The 20,249-nt window shown below is 37.9% G+C and carries 17 protein-coding genes; 7 read left to right on the forward strand and 10 right to left on the reverse strand.

Translation table 11 applies throughout. The features are described 5' to 3' along the window. Positions 1-198: 198 nt before the first annotated feature. On the reverse strand, positions 199-1,407 hold the full coding sequence (locus G8E00_RS14595) for a GGDEF domain-containing protein (protein ID WP_166225776.1): 1,209 nt from the start codon (positions 1,405-1,407) through the stop codon (positions 199-201). A gap of 632 nt (positions 1,408-2,039) precedes the next feature. Here G8E00_RS14595 and G8E00_RS14600 point away from each other — a divergent pair. From G8E00_RS14600 to G8E00_RS14625, 6 genes are all read left to right on the forward strand, one after another. Continuing rightward, positions 2,040-2,783, forward strand: coding sequence for a hypothetical protein (locus tag G8E00_RS14600; RefSeq protein WP_166225779.1), 744 nt, complete (start codon positions 2,040-2,042; stop codon positions 2,781-2,783). 497 nt (positions 2,784-3,280) lie between these two features. After that, entirely contained in the window at positions 3,281-3,799 is a 519-nt protein-coding gene (locus tag G8E00_RS14605) for a hypothetical protein (RefSeq protein WP_166225782.1), read from the forward strand. A 223-nt stretch (positions 3,800-4,022) separates the two neighbouring features. Continuing rightward, on the forward strand, positions 4,023-4,409 hold the full coding sequence (locus G8E00_RS14610) for a hypothetical protein (RefSeq protein ID WP_166225785.1): 387 nt from the start codon (positions 4,023-4,025) through the stop codon (positions 4,407-4,409). A gap of 208 nt (positions 4,410-4,617) precedes the next feature. Then, entirely contained in the window at positions 4,618-5,325 is a 708-nt protein-coding gene (locus tag G8E00_RS14615; protein WP_166011283.1) for a DsbA family oxidoreductase, read from the forward strand. Between the two features lie 652 nt (positions 5,326-5,977). Next, a complete protein-coding gene (locus tag G8E00_RS14620; RefSeq protein WP_166011285.1) occupies positions 5,978-6,202 on the forward strand; it encodes a hypothetical protein in 225 nt (74 codons plus the stop codon). A gap of 333 nt (positions 6,203-6,535) precedes the next feature. Beyond that, positions 6,536-7,720, forward strand: a complete 1,185-nt coding sequence (locus G8E00_RS14625; protein ID WP_406741442.1) for a hypothetical protein — start codon at positions 6,536-6,538, stop codon at positions 7,718-7,720. Positions 7,721-7,900: 180 nt separating this feature from the next. Here G8E00_RS14625 and G8E00_RS14630 read toward each other — a convergent pair whose 3' ends face one another. From G8E00_RS14630 to G8E00_RS14655, 6 genes are all read right to left on the reverse strand, one after another. Continuing rightward, a complete protein-coding gene (locus G8E00_RS14630) occupies positions 7,901-8,179 on the reverse strand; it encodes a hypothetical protein (protein WP_166011287.1) in 279 nt (92 codons plus the stop codon). A 168-nt stretch (positions 8,180-8,347) separates the two neighbouring features. Beyond that, positions 8,348-10,264: a molecular chaperone HtpG gene (gene htpG, locus G8E00_RS14635; protein ID WP_166225788.1), complete on the reverse strand. Its 1,917-nt coding sequence runs from the start codon at positions 10,262-10,264 to the stop codon at positions 8,348-8,350. Positions 10,265-10,358: 94 nt separating this feature from the next. Continuing rightward, on the reverse strand, positions 10,359-10,703 hold the full coding sequence (locus tag G8E00_RS14640) for a lysozyme inhibitor LprI family protein (protein ID WP_166226577.1): 345 nt from the start codon (positions 10,701-10,703) through the stop codon (positions 10,359-10,361). Between the two features lie 202 nt (positions 10,704-10,905). Continuing rightward, entirely contained in the window at positions 10,906-11,493 is a 588-nt protein-coding gene (locus G8E00_RS14645) for an OmpW/AlkL family protein (RefSeq protein WP_166225791.1), read from the reverse strand. 222 nt (positions 11,494-11,715) lie between these two features. Further along, complete coding sequence (locus tag G8E00_RS14650; protein ID WP_166225795.1) at positions 11,716-13,086, reverse strand: Na+/H+ antiporter family protein; 1,371 nt, start codon at positions 13,084-13,086, stop codon at positions 11,716-11,718. Positions 13,087-13,212: 126 nt separating this feature from the next. After that, positions 13,213-14,085: an alpha/beta fold hydrolase gene (locus G8E00_RS14655; RefSeq protein WP_166011296.1), complete on the reverse strand. Its 873-nt coding sequence runs from the start codon at positions 14,083-14,085 to the stop codon at positions 13,213-13,215. Between the two features lie 124 nt (positions 14,086-14,209). Between G8E00_RS14655 and G8E00_RS14660 the strand changes: the two genes are divergently transcribed. Beyond that, positions 14,210-14,698, forward strand: a complete 489-nt coding sequence (locus tag G8E00_RS14660; RefSeq protein WP_166011298.1) for a PaaI family thioesterase — start codon at positions 14,210-14,212, stop codon at positions 14,696-14,698. A gap of 56 nt (positions 14,699-14,754) precedes the next feature. On the opposite strand, the gene G8E00_RS14665 is transcribed toward G8E00_RS14660, so the two are convergent. The 3 genes from G8E00_RS14665 to rpoC all read right to left on the reverse strand — a co-directional run bounded on the left by G8E00_RS14665 (position 14,755) and on the right by rpoC (position 20,158). Next, the gene (locus G8E00_RS14665; protein ID WP_166011300.1) at positions 14,755-15,114 is read right to left on the reverse strand and encodes a DNA transfer protein p32; all 360 of its coding nucleotides are present in this window, start codon (positions 15,112-15,114) and stop codon (positions 14,755-14,757) included. 154 nt (positions 15,115-15,268) lie between these two features. Beyond that, a complete protein-coding gene (locus G8E00_RS14670; RefSeq protein WP_166225799.1) occupies positions 15,269-15,811 on the reverse strand; it encodes a hypothetical protein in 543 nt (180 codons plus the stop codon). A gap of 153 nt (positions 15,812-15,964) precedes the next feature. After that, positions 15,965-20,158: a DNA-directed RNA polymerase subunit beta' gene (rpoC, locus tag G8E00_RS14675; RefSeq protein ID WP_166011304.1), complete on the reverse strand. Its 4,194-nt coding sequence runs from the start codon at positions 20,156-20,158 to the stop codon at positions 15,965-15,967. Positions 20,159-20,249: the final 91 nt, after the last annotated feature.

Below are 20,249 nucleotides of genomic sequence, written 5' to 3' on the forward strand. Positions count from 1 at the left end.
TCAATAATATATTGCTAAAAATAGGTATTTTTTATATATTTAAAATGCTCATGTAAATGTACATGAGGAAGGTAATTTGTTGTCAAGTATTCATGAGCCGAATCCTCAGTCAAAGATGATCGCCAAAAAGAAGCATGGGGAGAAATAAAAAGCAACTTCAAATAGACTACAACAATCACATAAATCCTTCATTAGCACTCAGACAAGCGGTTTAGCCACCTCAAACACATAACAATCACGACCTGCGTCTTTCGCCTCATACAAACACTTATCTGCCAGCTGAATCAGCGCTTCATAAGTCTCTAAATTAAAACGCTCAAATACCGTTGCCCCAATACTGACTGTAATCACCATTTCACGTCCATTTAAACGAAACGGCATTTCATGACAACGAGCCAAAATCGCATCACACATTTGCCGACATTCTGCTTCGGTGCCATGCGGTATCACCAATAAAAACTCTTCACCGCCCCATCGGGTCAATGCACTGCCCTGCACAGGACAGCAATGTCTAACAATATTGGTAATATGTTGAATGGCGAGGTCACCTACATGATGTCCATACACATCATTCACATTTTTAAATTTGTCGATATCCAGCAGCAGAATAAAACCCTGATGAAACTGTGGATCTTTTAAAACTTTTTCACGTACAAAACGACGGTTTTTCAAACCTGTTAGTTCATCTCGAAACATCATCCGTTCAAAAGCTAAATTTAAACGTCTATTCTTCAGATAAATCTCACAAATAAACAATGAAATAATCAAATAACAACTCAGTGCCAAACGATACGCACTTAAACGCGAAAGCATATGTGTATGATCTGCACTCCAATATTCTCCAGCCAAAGGAATCGACAAATACATACTACAAATCAGCGTTAATGTTCCTAGCAATAGACTAACTTCACGAATTTGATATTTCAAAGCGAAATAACACATCAAAAATGGGAAGATAAAACAGGCATAGAAAATCGGATCGGTTGAAATCAGATATTGGAAAATAAGCGCCAGTGCCACCAAAGCATAATCTTTAAAAAGAATATTCTTGGCATGATGAGCACCATACAAAATACAAAAAACGCTTAAGCCCGTTGTAAACTGCTCTAAGAAATAATCCAAAAACTCATAGCTGTTTAGTCCCAAATCGAAGACCAACATAAACAACAAGCCACCAAAGATCGTACTGATCAAATTTGGAAGCGTAGTGATAATGGTTTGGACGTATTTGAGTTGCAGTATGCGAGCTTTCAACCAATAAAAAAGCAACGTAAAGCTCAAGACTTGAGTGGCACAAATCAGGCTTAAGAGTATTTTAGTATTTAAGGTTTTAATCGGATCAAAGAGAACTGACGCTAAAAAAATGATGCTAAATGTATAAATAAACGTGAATAAGGGATGATTCACTTCTTTTCTAAATTGAATGAGGTAATACGCTATTACAGGATTTACCACCCATATAGGGCTAACCATCCAGTCATGAGTATATGAAATAGATAAGGCACATAGCGCAAATATGATTAACCATAATAACGTAAGTTTTTTCATTCAATATTGAGTCTGTGTATTGGACAAATGAAGCGCAAAGATTTTTTAACCATGCCGTAATTTTTTATTATATAGCCAATTTTATATTTTGCTCATTTTTAATACATGTATTAATTCATTTTATTTCACACAAATAATAAAAATCGAAACGCAGCGCATGTTTTCTATATCTAAAAAATTTCCCTACATCAATTGCAATGAGGAATTTGCACGCATAGATTGCTATAGGCATTTTTACCAATGAGATAAGTATTTACAAAGCGCTTTGCTCAATGATTGTGTCAATTTGATCGCTATTTGCATAAAAGTATCTTCATGCTCGGATATAGAGTGAAAATTTTTCTTGATCTTATTACAAAATCATACTATTGATTATACTTAACCTAATGATCAATATGATCATTTTTTATTTAAAGATAAAAATGAAAATCCATTGCATTCAAGTACAACACCATAATTATTGAATGTAAACTTAAATAAAGCATGAGTATATGAAAAATAAAAATCAGATTTTTTTGTTATTTGTGATGTTGATGGTTATCGGTATGATGACAGGATATTTTATCAATATCGCCAAACAGTATGCTTTGCCTTTCTTTAGCAATACCTTCAGTGATGCGTTGTATTATTTTATTATTCTTATAGCTTTTATACTGGCGCTATTGATTACTGATCATTTTTTTCTAACACGCCATTCATCTGCACCCAAATTCCATCAACAACAAAATAATCAGCGCATCATGCGCTTTGTCAATCTGGGGATCGCTTTTATCACCTTCTCAGGATTATTTTATTTATTCTATCTGGCAAATCATCATGCTATTCAAGGCGTGTATTTCAAAACCAATGAATTGATGGGTAAACCCGTAATTAAAGAATTTGGCGTCAAATTTGAACCCACTAAAAATCCAACCTATAAACAAAAGATCAATATCGGAACAGCTCAACGCGTACATTACATCATGGATTCCAGCGCCTACTTAATTCATATCACGCTGTATGATAATCAGCGCGAATATCCACTAGACGCTTATTGTTCAATAGATGAAATGCCACCTAAATTGAAACAGCCCATTATTCGCATACGCGGATTTCACTCATTTTTGGGTTTTCATTGTGAAAAATCACAGTGCAATTTAAGTGATTTTTTTGAAAATGCTTCACAGGATGTGCTTTACCCTGAACAGTTTGCAAATTGCGACGTGATTCAAAAGCACATGCCTGAAGTGTTATAAAATTTTAAAAAATTGCTATAAATTTACTTTTTTATAATTCCATTTTAAAGAATTCTTATCTGGTTTATTGATCAAAATTTTTGATCATTTTTTTTAATTCTTTCATGTTAAATTTCATAAAAAAACAATATAAATTTGAACCGTTTTAATCTCCATTTAAAATGGATTTTTAAACAAAAAACATAATCAATAACATTAAAAAGAAGCCTGATGCATTTTGAATAGATGATGTTTTGTCCTATAAATTGGAACGTTGCTCTATATTTTTTATACATCATAATCACGGAATTATAATCGACACATTTCGCCAAAAAATAATGACATGCATATCCCATGTTTAAGGATTAATCAGCAAATTATAATCCTGTTATAAGTTTGTAAATATAGTTGATATTTCCAACAAATAAATCGATTTAAAATGATAATTTTCAAATTATTATATTAAACGGCGTACCATATTCACTTCAAATGTTTCATCTCGTTTTTAGGAATAACTCATGAAAGCTCTTCAAACTGCTATCGCAATTGCTTTAGTTGCAGGAACTACTTCGGCAATGGCAACAACAACTGTTGAAGCAAATGAAGTTAATCAAATGGCAAATTTGGCTGTTGCAACGCAAGTTAACTCAGCTGAAGCTGTTGCAAATGTGAAAGCAAATGCAACTGCTGTTGAAAAAGCAGTGATGAGCCAAGCGGCTGAAGTTAAACAAACTGCTGTAAATGCTGTAGCACAAGCAAAAGACATCACCGCAACTCAAACTGCAGCAATCAAACAAACTGCGGTAGCAACTGCTAACACTGTAAACGAAACTGCTGTTGAAAAGGTTGCTGAAGTTAAAGATGCTTTAAATACGCAAACTGCTGAAGCAAAAGAGTCTGTAGAGACTAAAGTGGCTGAAGTTAAAGACGCAGCTGCAATTGAAGCACCAGAAGCTTGCGCTAAAAAAGTTGAAGCAGAAGTGGTAACAAAAGCAGAGAAAAAAGGTTTCTTCTCTTGGTTTAAAAAGAAAGCTTAAGTCTCAAATTTGAGTAATTGAAACTCAAAGCTTGATGAGTGAAATGTATCACTGAATCATAAAATATTCAGATACATTTCATATAACAAAAAATCCTCGCCAATCGCGAGGATTTTTTATATAAGAATGTCGATAAAAAATCAAAACTGTACCAATAATGAAAATTCGATATCTTTTTTTGTCTGTGTCATTGCTTTGCATTACACAATCAAGTTTTTCAGCAATGGAAGACTTATCTGAAATCACGCCTTTAGCCAAGTCACAATTGTCCGACAAAATTTTGAGTCCAGATGAAATCAATCATGGTGCAGATGAAACACAAAAGACTTATATCGCTTGTTTGTCTCAAACCAATGAAAAGGTTCAAGAACACTTCCCCAATGCAAATCAAGATATCCTGATGGGTATTTTGGCAAGCAACTGCTCTTCCCCTGAAGATTTATTTAATATTTATAATATTTTATTGGCATCTTCCAATGATCAAACGCCCATGTCAGAGTTACAAGCTGCGAGCTATTTAGAAAACTCCTATAAAACCTATGGACGTGAAATTTCCAACAGCACCATTCGTCTAAAAATTCTAAAGCTGTTAAATATTATCCAAAATTAATTCATCATATGGATTGAGTATCTTAAAAACTTGATGAGATTTTAAAACTTAGAATTCCATACAGCTAACTAGACCTTAGTGTTGTAAATTTCATCAGACAATCAACCATCTACAACTTAAAACAGAGCGTTTTATTTTTTGTACTTTAAATCTTTCTCAATCGCCTTCACTATATAAGGCAGATAAATTTGATAGATAGAGAATTCCCATGCGTGTAGATGTTTGGTCAGATGTGGTTTGTCCATTTTGCTATATTGGTAAAAAACGTTTAGAAAAAGCTGCTGCTGAATCTGGTGTTGAACTTGAAATTTTCTGGCATAGTTTTCAACTTGATCCAGATGCACCAATAAGCCAAGAAACCTCAAATTCAGAACGTTTGGCCCAGAAATATAATCGTAGTATTGCTGAAGTTGAAGAAATGCAACGCAACATTGCTGAAATGGCTAAACAAGAAGGAATCGAGTTCAATTGGGAAAAAGCCAATTCTGGCAATACTTTCAATGCACATCGAATTATTCATTTGGCTCAAAGTCAAGGCTTGGGAAATGAGGCTGAAGAAGCATTTTTCTATAGCTATATGACCCAAGGTTTAGCCATTGGTGAGCGTGAAACGATTGAAGACGTGGCCGCTCGTATTGGTTTAAATCCAGTTCAAGTCGATGATGTACTTGATTCTGATGAATTTGCAGATTTCGTCAAATACGATGAAGAAGTTGCGCGTGATCAGCTTAAAGTGACTGGCGTACCTTTCTTTGTCTTTGATCAGCGTGTTGCGCTTGCTGGTGCACAACCTGTTCAAGTGTTCCAAGATGTGATTGCAAAAGCCATTGCAAACAGTGAAGCCAAAGCAGACGACGCTACACAGGACGATGCTGCCGTATGTAATGATGAATCTTGTGAAGTTCCAAAAAGCTAAATGAAAAAACCCACTTCAAAGTGGGTTTTTAATCTTTGATTGATTGATTGATTGATTGAGGATATATGCCTGAACACAACCAAGATCTGTATAAAATTTAAACATAAATAGAATGCTGTGTTCCAAAAATTGAACTTATCAATTGTTCTTCCTTTACATATAATACTTGTCGAAGCGAGTATTCTCCCTGCTACATGATTTTTTTGAAATTCGCGCGCTGTAGTTTTCTTTTTAAATATTTGATTTTATAAATATTTAATGCAAACCGCCATTGAGTCTAATGGCGGTTTTTTTTGGGCTAAAATCGATGATTGCGAATCAGTCAGTTTAAAATTTGAGCTATGCTTATGCATACTTTTTAAAATTACGCAAAGACCTTCTAATTTAACAGCCCTCGTACACAGCTGAAGTGTATTGAGGTTTAGGCTAAATGACGCAATACTTTTCTTATCAATTTTTAAATGTTTCTCTAGGCTTTATATGTATAGGTTTTCTTATATGTATATGTTTTTAAAATGATCATTTTATACAAAATATAAGTCTCTAAACTTATATATTCTTCAAGTGTTAAATTCACAGTCTTATGTATTCTCAATCGTTCAGATTTTGAAATACATGCATTGATTCAACTTAAACACAATGAGGTCATGATATGGCAAATACAGCAGATCTAAAAAATGATGTAAGTGCGCAATATGTCGCAAGTGACGAAACTACACCTCAAAAGAAATCTAGATTTTCACCCACAGTGAAAGGCGTATTGATTGGTGCTGTTGCGGGGAGCATTTTACCCGTATTTGGTACTTTCAGCGGTGCAATTATTGGGGGTATTTCTGGAAAGATTTATGAAAAACGTTGCAAAACTCAGACAGCTTAACTGAACAGCTTGTCTATTGAGATTTTTTATTGATGAACCAACAGCAACTTTTATAACAACGAGCACTTTAGCTTTATTGCATACAGTTAAAGTGCTTTTTGTTAGATGTAACCCAACTTATTGATATTACTTTTATTATTTTAAAACAGAGATAAAGAATTACAAATAAAAACACTTTTTTTAGAATAAATGCACAATACAGCGCACTTTTTTGATACAACATTGATATATAGAAGATATATAGAAAACATCTTGATCTAGAAAGAGTAGAGCCTTCGTAATTTGAACATGGATGATGTGTAGTTATTAAAATTTAGAATAAGAATTAAGTTTATGAACACAATTTATAAGAAATCTCGCTATCTCCCACCCCTATTTATGCTCTTGTGTAGTATTCAATCGAGTGTTGTCTTTGCTAAATCTGAATCAGAAACTCAATTACAACTACCATCCTATGATGATCATTCATCTAGAATACTTGCTGAAAATGAACAAGATAAAAAATCTGTTCATGAAAATGAATACAACCAAGAATATCACTGGCTTAACTTTATTCCTCGGGTTATTGACTCGACTCCAACGTTATTACCCGATCAATCTAATTCTAAGATTGTGCCTGAAACAGCGCAGACTGAAAATATGACCTGGATGGATCGATCTCAAAAATCCATACGAAATTGGGCAGATCGAACAGCACATAAAATTGATGGCTGGTTTGGTAAAACCAATCCAGATAAACCTGCATCAGCCAAGCTCCGTGTGATTATCGATAACGATTGGGATAAACATGATGGCTACGAAGTTAAACCCCGTATTCGAGGCTCTATTAAGCTACCGACTTTAGAACAAAAACTAAGTGTCGTGTTTGGTGATGACTCTCTGGATAACGAAAGTCGACATAATGTCGCCATTACCAACGAAAACCCTGCAGGTGTTGCAAATAAAAAATTTGATTCAAAACAAATTCGCGATGACAACAGCTCAATTGCATTGCGTTGGTCAGAATTTTCCAAAAAACTACCTTTCGACTTAGATGCCGATCTAGGCTTACGTTCTGGAGACGATTTGTATGCTCGTCTGAAAGCAACCAAAGAGTGGCAACTTCCCAACGATTTTTCAGTGTATGCCGAACAAATTTACCGTTATGGTATCGACAGTAAAAATTATTTGAGAACCAACTTAGAACTCACCCACGCTCGCCCTAACGAAGCATTTTTTTCCAATCAATTGTATTTGACCTATGCCGATGAACAAGATGAAGATCTGACTTGGGATAACCGTACCTATAGACAGCATCAATTTTTTGAGGGAAATCGTTTTAACTATGGGATTTATACAGGTGGCTATTATGATAATGATGATCTGCGCCTAAACAGCTGGGGACCTTTCATTTCTTGGCGCCAACCGCTGTGGCGTGAATGGTTCTATGTCCAAGGCGACTTAAACTATTTCAATGACCAGCGTGAAGACAGATCGCATTACCCACGGGCTTTAATTCGTTTAGAAGCGCTTTTTTAAACTCATAACCTAAATGATGTATGAATATCTAGAGCACTAAGCCTATAAATTTATAAAAATTTTAATAATAATAACTTCGATTGAAGTGATATTGTTTTAATTAATGAATGTAATTTTATATGGCTCACATGAAAAAAAAGCCCATCATCATAATGGGCTTTGCACATTCCATGCTTAAGATTATTTATAAACAATCACATGGTCATTGCGAATCATACGTTTCTTTTTAACAACCGCAGTCTGAGTAGATTCAACCTTTGGCTGGGTATAAGCAACATGATCATTACGTACAACACGTTTGCTATCCGTTAGCGGGTTAATGTCATAGTCCAATTTTGACATATTCACAGACACTCGATCATTGCGTGCAATCTTATTGGTCGTTGTATCTGCCATTGCGGATGACATACATACACTTAGAACAATAGAACTGACAACAATCGAAAGCAAACTTCTCATTTCACTACATTCCGAACATTTATCAGTCTTTATTATATGCTTATTAGTAAAACAAAAATGGAACAAATGGTCAAAAGTTATACGGTAATTCTTATTGTAAACATTGGAATTTTTAATGAAAAAACCTCCCGAAGGAGGTTTAATCGTATAGACTAATTGATCAATGCATTATTTTAACAACAAGCTATTGATACGTTTCAAGTAGGCTGCTGGATCTTCTGGAGTTCCACCTTCAGCAATCACAGCTTGGTCAAAAATGACATTGGCCAAATCATCAAACTGTTCAGAGCTTTCAAGCTTTTTCACTAAAGCGTGTTCAGGGTTAATCTCTAGAACAGGTTTGCTTTCAGGTACAGCTTGCCCTGCTTGTTTTAACATACGAATCAACTGTGGCGAAAGCTCACCTTCCCCAGTCACTAAACACGCTGGAGAGTCAACCAAACGTGTAGTCACACGAACTTCTTTAGTTTTGTCTTTTAATGATTCAGTAAGCTTATCGACCACCGGTTTAAACTGTTCCGCGGCAGCTTCCAATGCTTTCTTCTCTTCAGCATCTTGCAAATCGCCTAAATCGACAGCGCCCTTAGACACATTTTGCATTGGCGTACCATCAAATGAATGTACAAATTCCATTGCCCATTCATCTACGCGATCCGTCATTAAAATAACTTCAATGCCCTTTTTCTTAAACAATTCAAGTTGAGGCGAGTTTTTCGCAGCAGCTAAGCTATCAGCAGTCACATAGTAAATCGCTTTTTGCCCTTCTTTCATATTGGCTTTATAGGCTTCTAAAGAAGTGCTCACTTCATCATTGGCTGATGTCGCAAAACGAAGAAGTTTTAAGATACGATCGCGATTCGACATATCTTCGCCAAGACCTTCTTTTAACACTGCACCAAACTCAGCGTAGAAAGTTTTGAATTTTTCTTGGTCCGCTGCATCTTCAGATTTTGCTAAAGCGTCAAGGGTTGTTAACACTCGGCGAGTGTTACCTTCACGAATGGTTTTAACATCACGGCTTTCTTGCAACAATTCACGACTGACATTCAATGGCAAATCTGCACTATCCACCACACCTTGAACAAAGCGTAAATAATTTGGAATCAAATTATCTGCATCATCCATAATGAACACACGTTTCACATATAACTTGATACCAGCTTTGGCTTCACGTGTGAAAATGTTGTGTGGTGCTTTACTTGGGATATAAAGCAATTGAGTATATTCAGTGCTTCCTTCAACACGGTTATGTGCCCAAGCCAATGGTGCATCGAAATCATGGGTTAAATTTTTATAAAATTCGGTGTACTGCTCTTCCGTAATTTCTGATTTATTGCGTGTCCACAACGCACTTGCAGAGTTAATGGCTTCCCATTCATCAGTCGTCACATATTGACCGGGCTTTGCTTCCTCACCTTCTGCTGCTTCTTCTTGTTGCCAAACTTCTTTTTGCATTTCAATTGGCAAACTAATGTGATCAGAGTATTTATTAATAATCTGCTTCACTTTATAAGATTGCAAATAGTCTAGAGCATCTTCTCTTAAGTGCAGAATGATATCTGTTCCACGTGAAGCCTTTTCAATCTGTTCAACTTCAAAGTCACCCGTACCACCACTGATCCAACGTACCCCTTCAGATGCATCAGCGCCTGCACGACGTGATTCAACCGTAATTTTATCTGCTACGATAAAGCCAGAATAAAAACCGACCCCAAACTGACCAATCAACTGTGCATCTGCTTTTTGATCCCCAGACAACTTAGACATAAAGTCTTTGGTACCCGACTTAGCAATGGTACCTAAGTTATCAATCGCCTCTTGTTGGCTTAGACCAATGCCGTTATCTGAAATCGTAATGGTTTTATTGTCTTTATTTAAGGTAACTCGAACATGAAGTTCTGGATCGTTTTCGTAATATTCAGGATGATTAATGCCTTCAAAACGCAATTTGTCACATGCATCTGACGCATTTGAAATCAGCTCTCTTAAGAAAATTTCTGGGTTCGAATAAAGTGAATGCGTTACCAAATGTAATAATTGAGCTACTTCTGCTTGGAAACTATGCTTTTGTGTATTCTCACTCATAAATCACTCCTTCAATTTAGTGCAACAATTTTCTTTGAATGCATTATGAATGGTGCGTCTTAGAAATTTTTCAATAGAAAATTTTAAAAAAAAATTAAAATGGTCCTAGCGCATAAATTCTTTGCATATGCTGATCCAGCTTTTGCTGACGTTCTTGATAACGTTGACTTAAACATGTAATTTTTGCACCACACAGATTTCGCTGTTTTAACCATGCAGCTTGTTCATCTTGAATTGCACCACGTGTTCCCATAGGCACGAGATGACGAATAATGTTGTATGTCGTGCTCATTTTAACATCCGCATCATTCAAACTTAGGGTTTTACAAACCTGCTTTTCCGTCGAAGTTTTTGCACTTTTACAGTTAAAACTGGCTGCTTGCGCATGAATATTAAATCCAAACATGCAAATAAAAATGGTAAAAATCATTCTACTCATAGCATTCATATGCAAAACTCTTTTTTAGAATATTGAATTTTAAAAAATTTAAATCACATTTAGTTTAAACATTAGTTTCTTATTTTAATGTTTATTTTCTAGATAATATTGAAAGTAAAATTTTTGGATTATAAAACTACTCCAAATAATAAAACCCATCATTTGATGGGTTTTAGGTAACGATTAATTATTTACAATCAACTTAGAATTTATAACTATAACCAATCGTATAAACGAGTGGATCGATATCTAAATCGAATTTTTGCCCACCAGCTGCTGGTGTAAGCGTCACTTTAGGACTTAAATCAGCATAACGTACGTCAAAGAATACACCCCAGTTTTTAGCATCAGCAGGTTGGTAGTTAAAACCTAATTGACCAGCAACACCAAACTCTTCTTTTACATCTTTCGCTACACCTTCCTCATCCCAAGCAATAAATGCTGTACCACCCACACCAATATACGGCGTGAAGCGTGTTGAATTTTTCAGATGATATTTTAAAGTTACTGTTGGTGGTAAGTGTTTAATGGTTGCAACTGAATTACCATCAAGTAATACATCATGACGAATTGGCGTTGCCAATAATAATTCCGCAGAAAAATTATCATTAAAGAAATATTCAACAGATGGTGTAAATGCAAATTCATTATCTGCTTTTACAATAGAAGCACCTAAATTTGAATCCTCAGTTGGTGACAATAAAGAGGCACCAACTTTAACTTGAAACTGACCAGCCATTGCAGAGGCAGACATCCCCAATAATGAAATAATTGCAATTTGTTTTAACATATTATACGACCCTCGACTTATTTTTAGACATATTAATATTAGATTATATATAGATGCAATAGATATTATTTGCATTTTTATGAAATATTTACAACTATATAATTAATAAATGAATTTATTAATTCTTATCAATTAGGTTGGTTTTAAATACCAACCTAATTAATATACTTTATTATTTTATTTATTATTAGAATAATTTTTCATATATATTAAACTTTTAGTTTACAAAACCATCGCTGCAATCCAACCAAACACGATTAGTGGGATGTTGTAGTGGACAAAAGTCGGAATGACACTATCTTTCATGTGATCGTGCTGTCCATCCATATTTAAACCTGAAGTTGGACCTAAAGTGGAGTCGGATGCAGGAGATCCAGCATCACCCAATGCCGCCGCAGTTCCAATAATTGCGATGGTCGCTGTAGGACTGAAACCAAATTGAATGCATAATGGGACATAGATAATGGCAAGAATAGGCACAGTAGAAAATGAAGAACCAATGCCCAGCGTAATCAACAAGCCAATGATCAACATCAAAAATGCCGCCAAAGCTTTGCTGTTTCCAATCCATTCCACTGATGCTTGAACCAAAGCAGGCACTTGATTGGTCGCTTCAATGACTGCTGCAAAACCTTGTGCAGAAATCATAATGAAACCGACCAAGGCCATCATTCGCATACCACTAATGATGACATCATCTGCTTCTTTCCATTTAAAGATGCCTGCACAACTTAAAATCGCAACACCCACTAAACCAGCCAAAATCATTGAGTCTGAATAGAGCTGCACGCTCAATGTCGCCAGTACAGCAAATGCCGCCATATACAGCGTGAATTTGGCAATTTGTGGCGCTGCATCTTGATCCGGATTGACCATCTCACCAGAAATGCTTTGTACAGGTTTCTCTATTTGAATATCTTGATATTCACGTGGTTTACGATATGAAATAAAGACAGCGATCAATAAACCTACAAACATACCAAACACAGGTATTGCCATGGCATGTGGAATATCAGCATAGTTAATTTGGAGCCCATACGGCTTACCAAAGGTATTGATGTTTTGACCTAAGATATCATTGAGAAAGATGGCCCCAAAACCGACTGGAATCAGCATATAGGTTGCACATAAGCCAAATGTCAGTAGACATGCAACTAAACGACGATCTAGTTTTAAATGGTTAAAGACAGTAAGTAATGGCGGAATCAAAACAGGAATAAAGGCAATATGAACAGGAATCACGTTTTGTGATGCCACCGCAGCTAAAGCAATGGTTGCAAAAATAATGTATTTGACTTTATTTTGCGATTTCTGATCGGCATCTCCTTTCAAAGCTTTGATCAGTTTATATGCCAAAAGATCGGGTAAGCCTGAGCGGGCTAAAGCCAATGCAAATGCACCCAACACACCATAAGCGAGCGCGATTTTGGCACCGCCACCGAGTCCATTGTTAAAGGCCTCAAGCGTACCTTGAAGACCTAGACCTGCCAATAATCCACCAGTGACTGCACCAATAATCAGCGCAAAAACAACAGGAACACGGGCTAAAGATAGTCCGAACATGACTACGATAGCAGCGATAATTGCAATCATAAGAGTATGAGATTTTGAAAAAAACGCATTTTAACAGAGATTAATCTTTAAAATGACTTCACTGATCTAATTATTTTTTATTCAAAATCTCATTTTTTGTTTTATTTAGACATTCTTTCTAAATAATCAAGCGTTATGCTTCAAGGCATATGCCTTAATATAACTTGCGATTTCTTCAGGTCGACTGAGCACCGCCCAGTGGTTCGCATCGACATCTACACGCTCAAAATTCGATGCCCATTTCGGAATTTCATCAATCAGTTCTGGGCTCACAAATTTGTCTCGCTTAAGCACTACGGCTTGAACTGGACATACCGCATGACGCTGGCGTGGCATACTTAAACGTGGAATAAAATTGGCACGATACAGCGCAACACCGTGTTCCCCATCTGCAGAAATATTTTGATTGAGTGGCAAACCTTTCTGACCTTCCATTTGAGCTAAAACTTTCGCCCAACGTTCTGGATTAAATAAGTGCCAAACTGTCGGAGCCAAGATTGGAAGCTGAAAAGCAACAATGTACCAAGACTTAAATAACTGCTTAAAGAATTTCGATTTTTGATGTTTAAATTGTTCTCGCATCCAAAAAGCCGCATGGTCTAAACATGGACCCGAAATGGTGGTATAGGACAAAATACGCCCTTTGAACTTAGGTTCAGTCACCGATTCCCATGTTTGAATCGAGCCCCAGTCATGCGCAGCCAAATGGAACGGTCGATTTGCCAGTAGTTTATTCACGACGCACTCAAGGTCAAGTGACAGGCGTGGTAAAGCATAAGCGCGGATTTTCTTTGGGATGGTCGATTGACCAGCACCACGAACATCGTAAGTCACAATATAAAAGTCTGAGATTAAATTCGAAATAATGGGTTCCCACACTTCCTGATTATCTGGATAACCATGCACCAATACCAAAGCTGGTTTTGATTCATCACCCCATGTTTTAGCATAGAGTTGTTGTTGATCTTGGGTAGCAATCCAGTGAGTATTCGCACGCATTTCATCACCATTATTATTTATATTGTTGACCATTTATTCATCATTGTTGGCACTAAGATCAATGCCAGAGCATTTATAGTACTTTAGTATGATGTCACAGCTATTAAAAAAACAATTGACCTAAATGAGCTTTTTAAAAAAACTAGCGACAATTCCAATACTCTCAAAATATATGATTAACCACTTTGCGCCTTATAAAGGTGCAGGGATTGAGGTTGAAAAATTCGATATGGACAAGTTCCATATTCGTGTCAAGATGCCACTTACTCGTAACAATAAGAACATCGTAGGTGTTCACTTTGGTGGTAGCTTATATTCAATGGTGGACCCATTTTATATGAGCCTACTGATGTATCACTTAGGTTCAGAATATATTGTTTGGGACAAAGCTGCATCGATTGAGTTTTTGACCCCAGGACGTAGTACGGTTTATGCCGATATTCGTATAGATGCGCATGAAGTTAAAACCATCAAAGAATTAGCAGATAACTACGCGCCTATTTATCGTAACTATAATGTCAGCATTATTGATGAATCGGGTTTACGTATCGCTGAAGTATTTAAAACGGTTTATATCCGACGGAAAAAACCCCATGCAAATCGTTTAAAATAGCGATTTAAAATAAAAAAAAGGCGCCTCTTAAAGAAGCGCCTTTTCAATGTATGACATTAACGATTTTTATATTCAATCGCAGAGCCAGCACCGCCACCAAGTGCTCCACCTACAGCAGCACCGACATTACCACCGAAGATCCCTTTACCTAGCGCAGAACCAACAGCACCACCTACACCACTATACGTTGCATTACGGTTTGAACCATTTTGGACTTTACTACCCGCAGCTGCGCCAGCACCGCCACCAATTGCAGAACCCACTCCGCCACCGACATGATTACCCAAACCGCCACCAACAGCACCACCAAGGGCTGCTGCACCTATACGCTGATCTTTAGTTGACATATTTTCACAACCAGCAAGGAAAAAACCAGACAATGTTGCAACGGCTAAAACAGTTGTAAATTTTTTCATGGCATCACACCTTTCTCAGAATTTATTTAAGCATAGCCTTACTACAAGGAGTGAATAAAAGCTTATTGTTAAGAATTGGGTGTAATTTGCTTTAATTTGTAAAAATAGTGTCCAATATTTTTTTCACAATCAACATAATGGTCTTAGTTAATCATTATTGATCTTCACTAAAAACCACTACATCTTTAATTTGCACACCATTTTCATGCACAACTGCATGTGTGACTTTTTCATTCGCTTCTGGGTTTCTGATTTGTTCCAACTTGAGTTGGCGCTGAACTGGCGCTTCACCTCGACGAAACTCAACTCCAGCCGCATCAATATGTTTACTTTCTGCTATCACATCATGATCTTGTTTAACGGTCGTTTTCACTTCAATTTTTGAAGTTGGTACAATAACACCACCCTGCTGAACCACGGGAATTGACATTTTTTTGTCTGAAAATTCCTTTTCATTGTCTTGTAAAACCACTTCACGCGCGATAATATCTTGTCCTTTGTTGCTCACTTCGAAAATAGTTGCTTCTACAGTCCGTACTGGTTGTTGGCCTTCAACTCTTCTAATAATTTGGGTTTTGAGCACTGGAACAACAGCTTTATCATCGACAATAATCGTATTTGGCATAGGTTGAGCCACGACTGCCATTGAACCCAGTACCAGTAAAGCGCTCATCGATATTTGTATGCTCTTATGCATTTTCCACTTTCCCCATTCAAGTTAATTTTTAGACACGAATTATTTTCTTTTTCCACTATATTGAAAATTAGTCTTTAAATAAAGTATTCATTTTTCAAAAAGTTAAACATAAAAAAAGCCACCCGAAGGTGGCTTTTTTATCAAGGATTAAACTTAGAATTGATCTTCGTTTAACGCTTGTGAGAATGCTTGGTCAACTTCAGAGAAGTCATTTACAAGCTCAAACTCAGCAGCTTCTGCTTCTTGACGACGACGTTCTAAGTGGTAAGCCAAACCTGTACCCGCTGGGATCAAGCGACCTACAACCACGTTTTCTTTCAAGCCACGTAACTCATCTTCTTTACCTGTTACAGCCGCTTCAGTTAACACACGAGTGGTTTCCTGGAACGATGCAGCAGAGATGAACGAGTCAGTAGAAAGCGATGCTTTCGTGATACCCATCAATTGACGTTCAAACTTCGCAGGGAATTTGTTCTGAGCAAGCAATGCTTGGTTTTCTCCAACAACGCGGATGTAATCCACTTGTTCGCCTTTGATGAAGCTTGAATCACCACCATCAGTGATTTCAACTTTACGCAACATTTGACGTACGATAACTTCAATGTGCTTATCGTTGATTTTTACACCTTGGAGACGGTATACGTCTTGAACTTCGTTCACGATGTAGTTTGTAAGTGCAACTTCGCCTTTCAAACGTAAGATGTCATGTGGATTTTGTGGACCGTCAGAAACAGTTTCACCACGGTTCACATGCTCACCTTCGAACACGTTAATGCTACGCCATTTTGGAATAAGCTCTTCATAGATCTCAGAGCCATCATCAGGTGTAATCACTAAACGGTTCTTACCTTTCGTCTCTTTACCGAAGCTTACAACACCAGACACTTCTGCCAAGATTGCATGTTCTTTCGGCTTACGCGCTTCGAACAAGTCAGCTACGCGTGGAAGACCACCGGTAATATCACGTGTACGTGAAGTTTCTTGTGGTACACGACCGATGACATCACCCACACCAATTGTTTCGCCATCACGGACGGTCACAATTGTGCTTTGTGGTAAGAAGTAGAACTGTTCACCACCATCAACTGTGTCTAACACAATTGCTGGACGTAAATCTTTACCAGAAGCAGGACGAGCTGTTACAGGCAAGATTTCAACAGTGGTCATACCTGTTGCATCATCAGTTTTCGATGTTGCAGTTACACCATCAGCGATTTGGCTGAAACGTGCTTTACCAGCAACTTCTGTTACCAATGGATGTGTATGCGGATCCCAAGTTGCCACAATACCGCCAGCTTCTACAGTTTCGCCATCTTTAATTAAGATAGACGCACCGTAAGGAAGTTTGTAACGTTCGCGCTCACGACCGATGTCATCAGCAATACCGATTTCACCAGAACGAGAAACAGACACCAAGTGACCTTTCGCGTGTTGTACAGTTTTCACATTGTGGAAACGTACTGTACCTTTATTACGTACTTGAACGCTGTTTGCAGCAGAAGTTCGGCTTGCAGCACCACCCACGTGGAACGTACGCATGGTTAACTGTGTACCTGGCTCACCAATTGATTGAGCAGCCATTACACCCACAGATTCACCTGGGTTCACCAAGTGACCGCGAGCAAGGTCACGACCGTAACATTTCGCACAAACACCGAAAGTAGACGCACAGTTAACAACTGAACGAACTTTCACTTCATCGACACCTTGCTCTTCTAAATAGTTTGCAAGTTTTTCGTCGATTAATGTGTTACGAGGAAGGATGACATCATCCGAACCTGGTTTCTTCGCATCTTCAGCAAGTACACGACCCAATACTCGAGTACCTAAGTTCTCGATGACATCGCCACCTTGAATGAACGGAGTCATCACAAGACCGTCTAAAGTACCGCAATCAGGCTCAGTAATCACTAAATCCTGCGCTACGTCTACAAGACGACGAGTCAAGTAACCAGAGTTCGCAGTTTTCAATGCTGTATCGGCCAAACCTTTACGCGCACCGTGTGTTGAGATGAAGTACTGAAGTACTGTCAAACCTTCACGGAAGTTTGCTTTAATTGGTGTTTCAATGATCGAGCCATCTGGCTTAGCCATCAAACCACGCATACCTGCAAGCTGACGAATCTGAGCTGCCGAACCACGGGCACCCGAGTCAGACATCATATAGATCGAGTTGAATGATTTTTGCTTCTCATCTTCACCCTGTTTGTTTTTAACAGTTGTGAAAGATAAGTTATCCATCATCGCTTTCGCTACTTGGTCGTTGGTACGCGCCCAAATATCGACAACTTTGTTATAACGTTCACCAGCAGTTACGAAACCTTGTTCGAATTGTTGTTCGATTTCACGAACTTCAACTTCTGCTTTTTCGATGATTGAGTATTTTGCAGGTGGAATAAGCATGTCTTCCATACCCACAGAAACACCTGAGCGAGTCGCTTGACGGAAGCCCAAATACATCAATTGGTCAGCAAAAATAACCGTATCTTTAAGACCTAACTTACGATAGCAAGAGTTGATGATCTTAGAGATGTTTTTCTTGGTCATTTCAACGTTAATTTGTTGGAAATCCATACCTTCAGGTACAACTTCCCAAAGCAAACAACGACCAGGAGTTGTGTCAACAATAATGGTTTGTTGTTCACGGTTACCGTTATCATCGATTACAGTTTGGTGTACACGTGCTTTTACGCGAGCGTGTAAGTCAACTTGACCTGTTGCAAGTGCACGGTTTACTTCATCAGTATCTGCGAACACCATGCCTTCACCTTTGGCATTGATCGCATCACGAGTGATGTAGTAAAGACCCAATACAACGTCTTGAGACGGTACGATGATTGGTTCACCGTTCGCTGGAGACAAGATGTTGTTTGTAGACATCATTAACGCACGAGCTTCTAATTGAGCTTCAAGTGTTAATGGTACGTGTACCGCCATTTGGTCACCATCGAAGTCGGCGTTGAACGCAGCACATACGAGTGGGTGAAGACGAATTGCTTTACCTTCAATTAAGGTCGGTTCAAATGCTTGAAGACCCAAACGGTGAAGTGTTGGTGCACGGTTCAACATCACTGGATGTTGACGAATCACAGATGCAAGAACGTCCCAAACTTCTGGTGTTTCACGCTCAACCATTTTCTTCGCAGCTTTAATGGTTGTTGCTTGACCAGATGCTTGTAGTTTCGCAAAGATAAACGGCTTGAATAATTCAAGTGCCATTTTCTTCGGAAGACCACATTGGTGAAGACGCAAAGTAGGACCTACAGTAATTACCGAACGACCAGAGTAGTCAACACGCTTACCAAGTAAGTTTTGACGGAAACGACCTTGTTTACCTTTGATCATGTCTGCCAAAGATTTAAGAGGACGTTTATTCGAACCTGTAATTGCACGACCACGACGACCGTTATCAAGCAATGCATCTACAGACTCTTGTAACATACGTTTTTCGTTACGTACGATGATGTCTGGAGCAGCAAGGTCAAGAAGACGTTTCAAACGATTGTTACGGTTGATCACACGACGGTAAAGGTCGTTCAAATCAGAAGTCGCGAAACGACCACCTTCAAGTGGTACAAGCGGACGAAGGTCTGGTGGAAGAACTGGAAGTACAGTTAACACCATCCATTCTGGTTTGTTGTTTGAATCGTTGAATGCTTCCATCAACTTCAAACGTTTAGATGCTTTTTTAAGCTTCGTTTCTGAAGTTGTTTGTGGAATTTCTTCACGAAGGCGTGCGATTTCAGCTTCAAGATCGATGTCTTTTAACAAGTCTTGAACTGCTTCTGCACCCATTTTCGCGCTGAATTCATCACCGTGTTCTTCTAACGCTGTGAAGTATTCTTCATCGTTAAGAAGTTGGTATTTCTCAAGCGGAGTCATACCTGGATCTGTTACAACGTAAGATTCGAAATACAATACACGTTCGATATCACGTAACGTCATGTCTAAAAGAAGACCGATACGAGATGGTAATGATTTTAAGAACCAAATATGTGCAACTGGCGAAGCCAATTCGATGTGACCCATACGCTCACGACGAACTTTCGCAGTTGTTACTTCAACGCCACATTTTTCACAAATGACGCCTTTGTATTTCATACGCTTGTATTTACCACACAAGCATTCGTAATCTTTTACTGGACCAAAGATTTTGGCACAGAAAAGACCGTCACGTTCTGGTTTGAACGTACGGTAGTTAATGGTTTCTGGCTTTTTAACTTCACCATGAGACCATGATTTGATCATTTCTGGTGACGCAAGACCAATACGGATACGATCAAATTCAACTGGTGCATGACCATCTGAATCCGTCTTTTTGCGCATGATATCGAGCAAATCTTTCAATTTTTTTCTCCGTGTGTTGTGGAGATTTTCACTTCACAACTGGGTCACAAATATTGTTTTTTAACTGAATTGGTAATCTCCCCTAACCCCT

Origin of the sequence: Acinetobacter shaoyimingii, from assembly GCF_011578045.1 — a bacterium.
GTDB classification, from domain to species: domain Bacteria; phylum Pseudomonadota; class Gammaproteobacteria; order Pseudomonadales; family Moraxellaceae; genus Acinetobacter; species Acinetobacter shaoyimingii.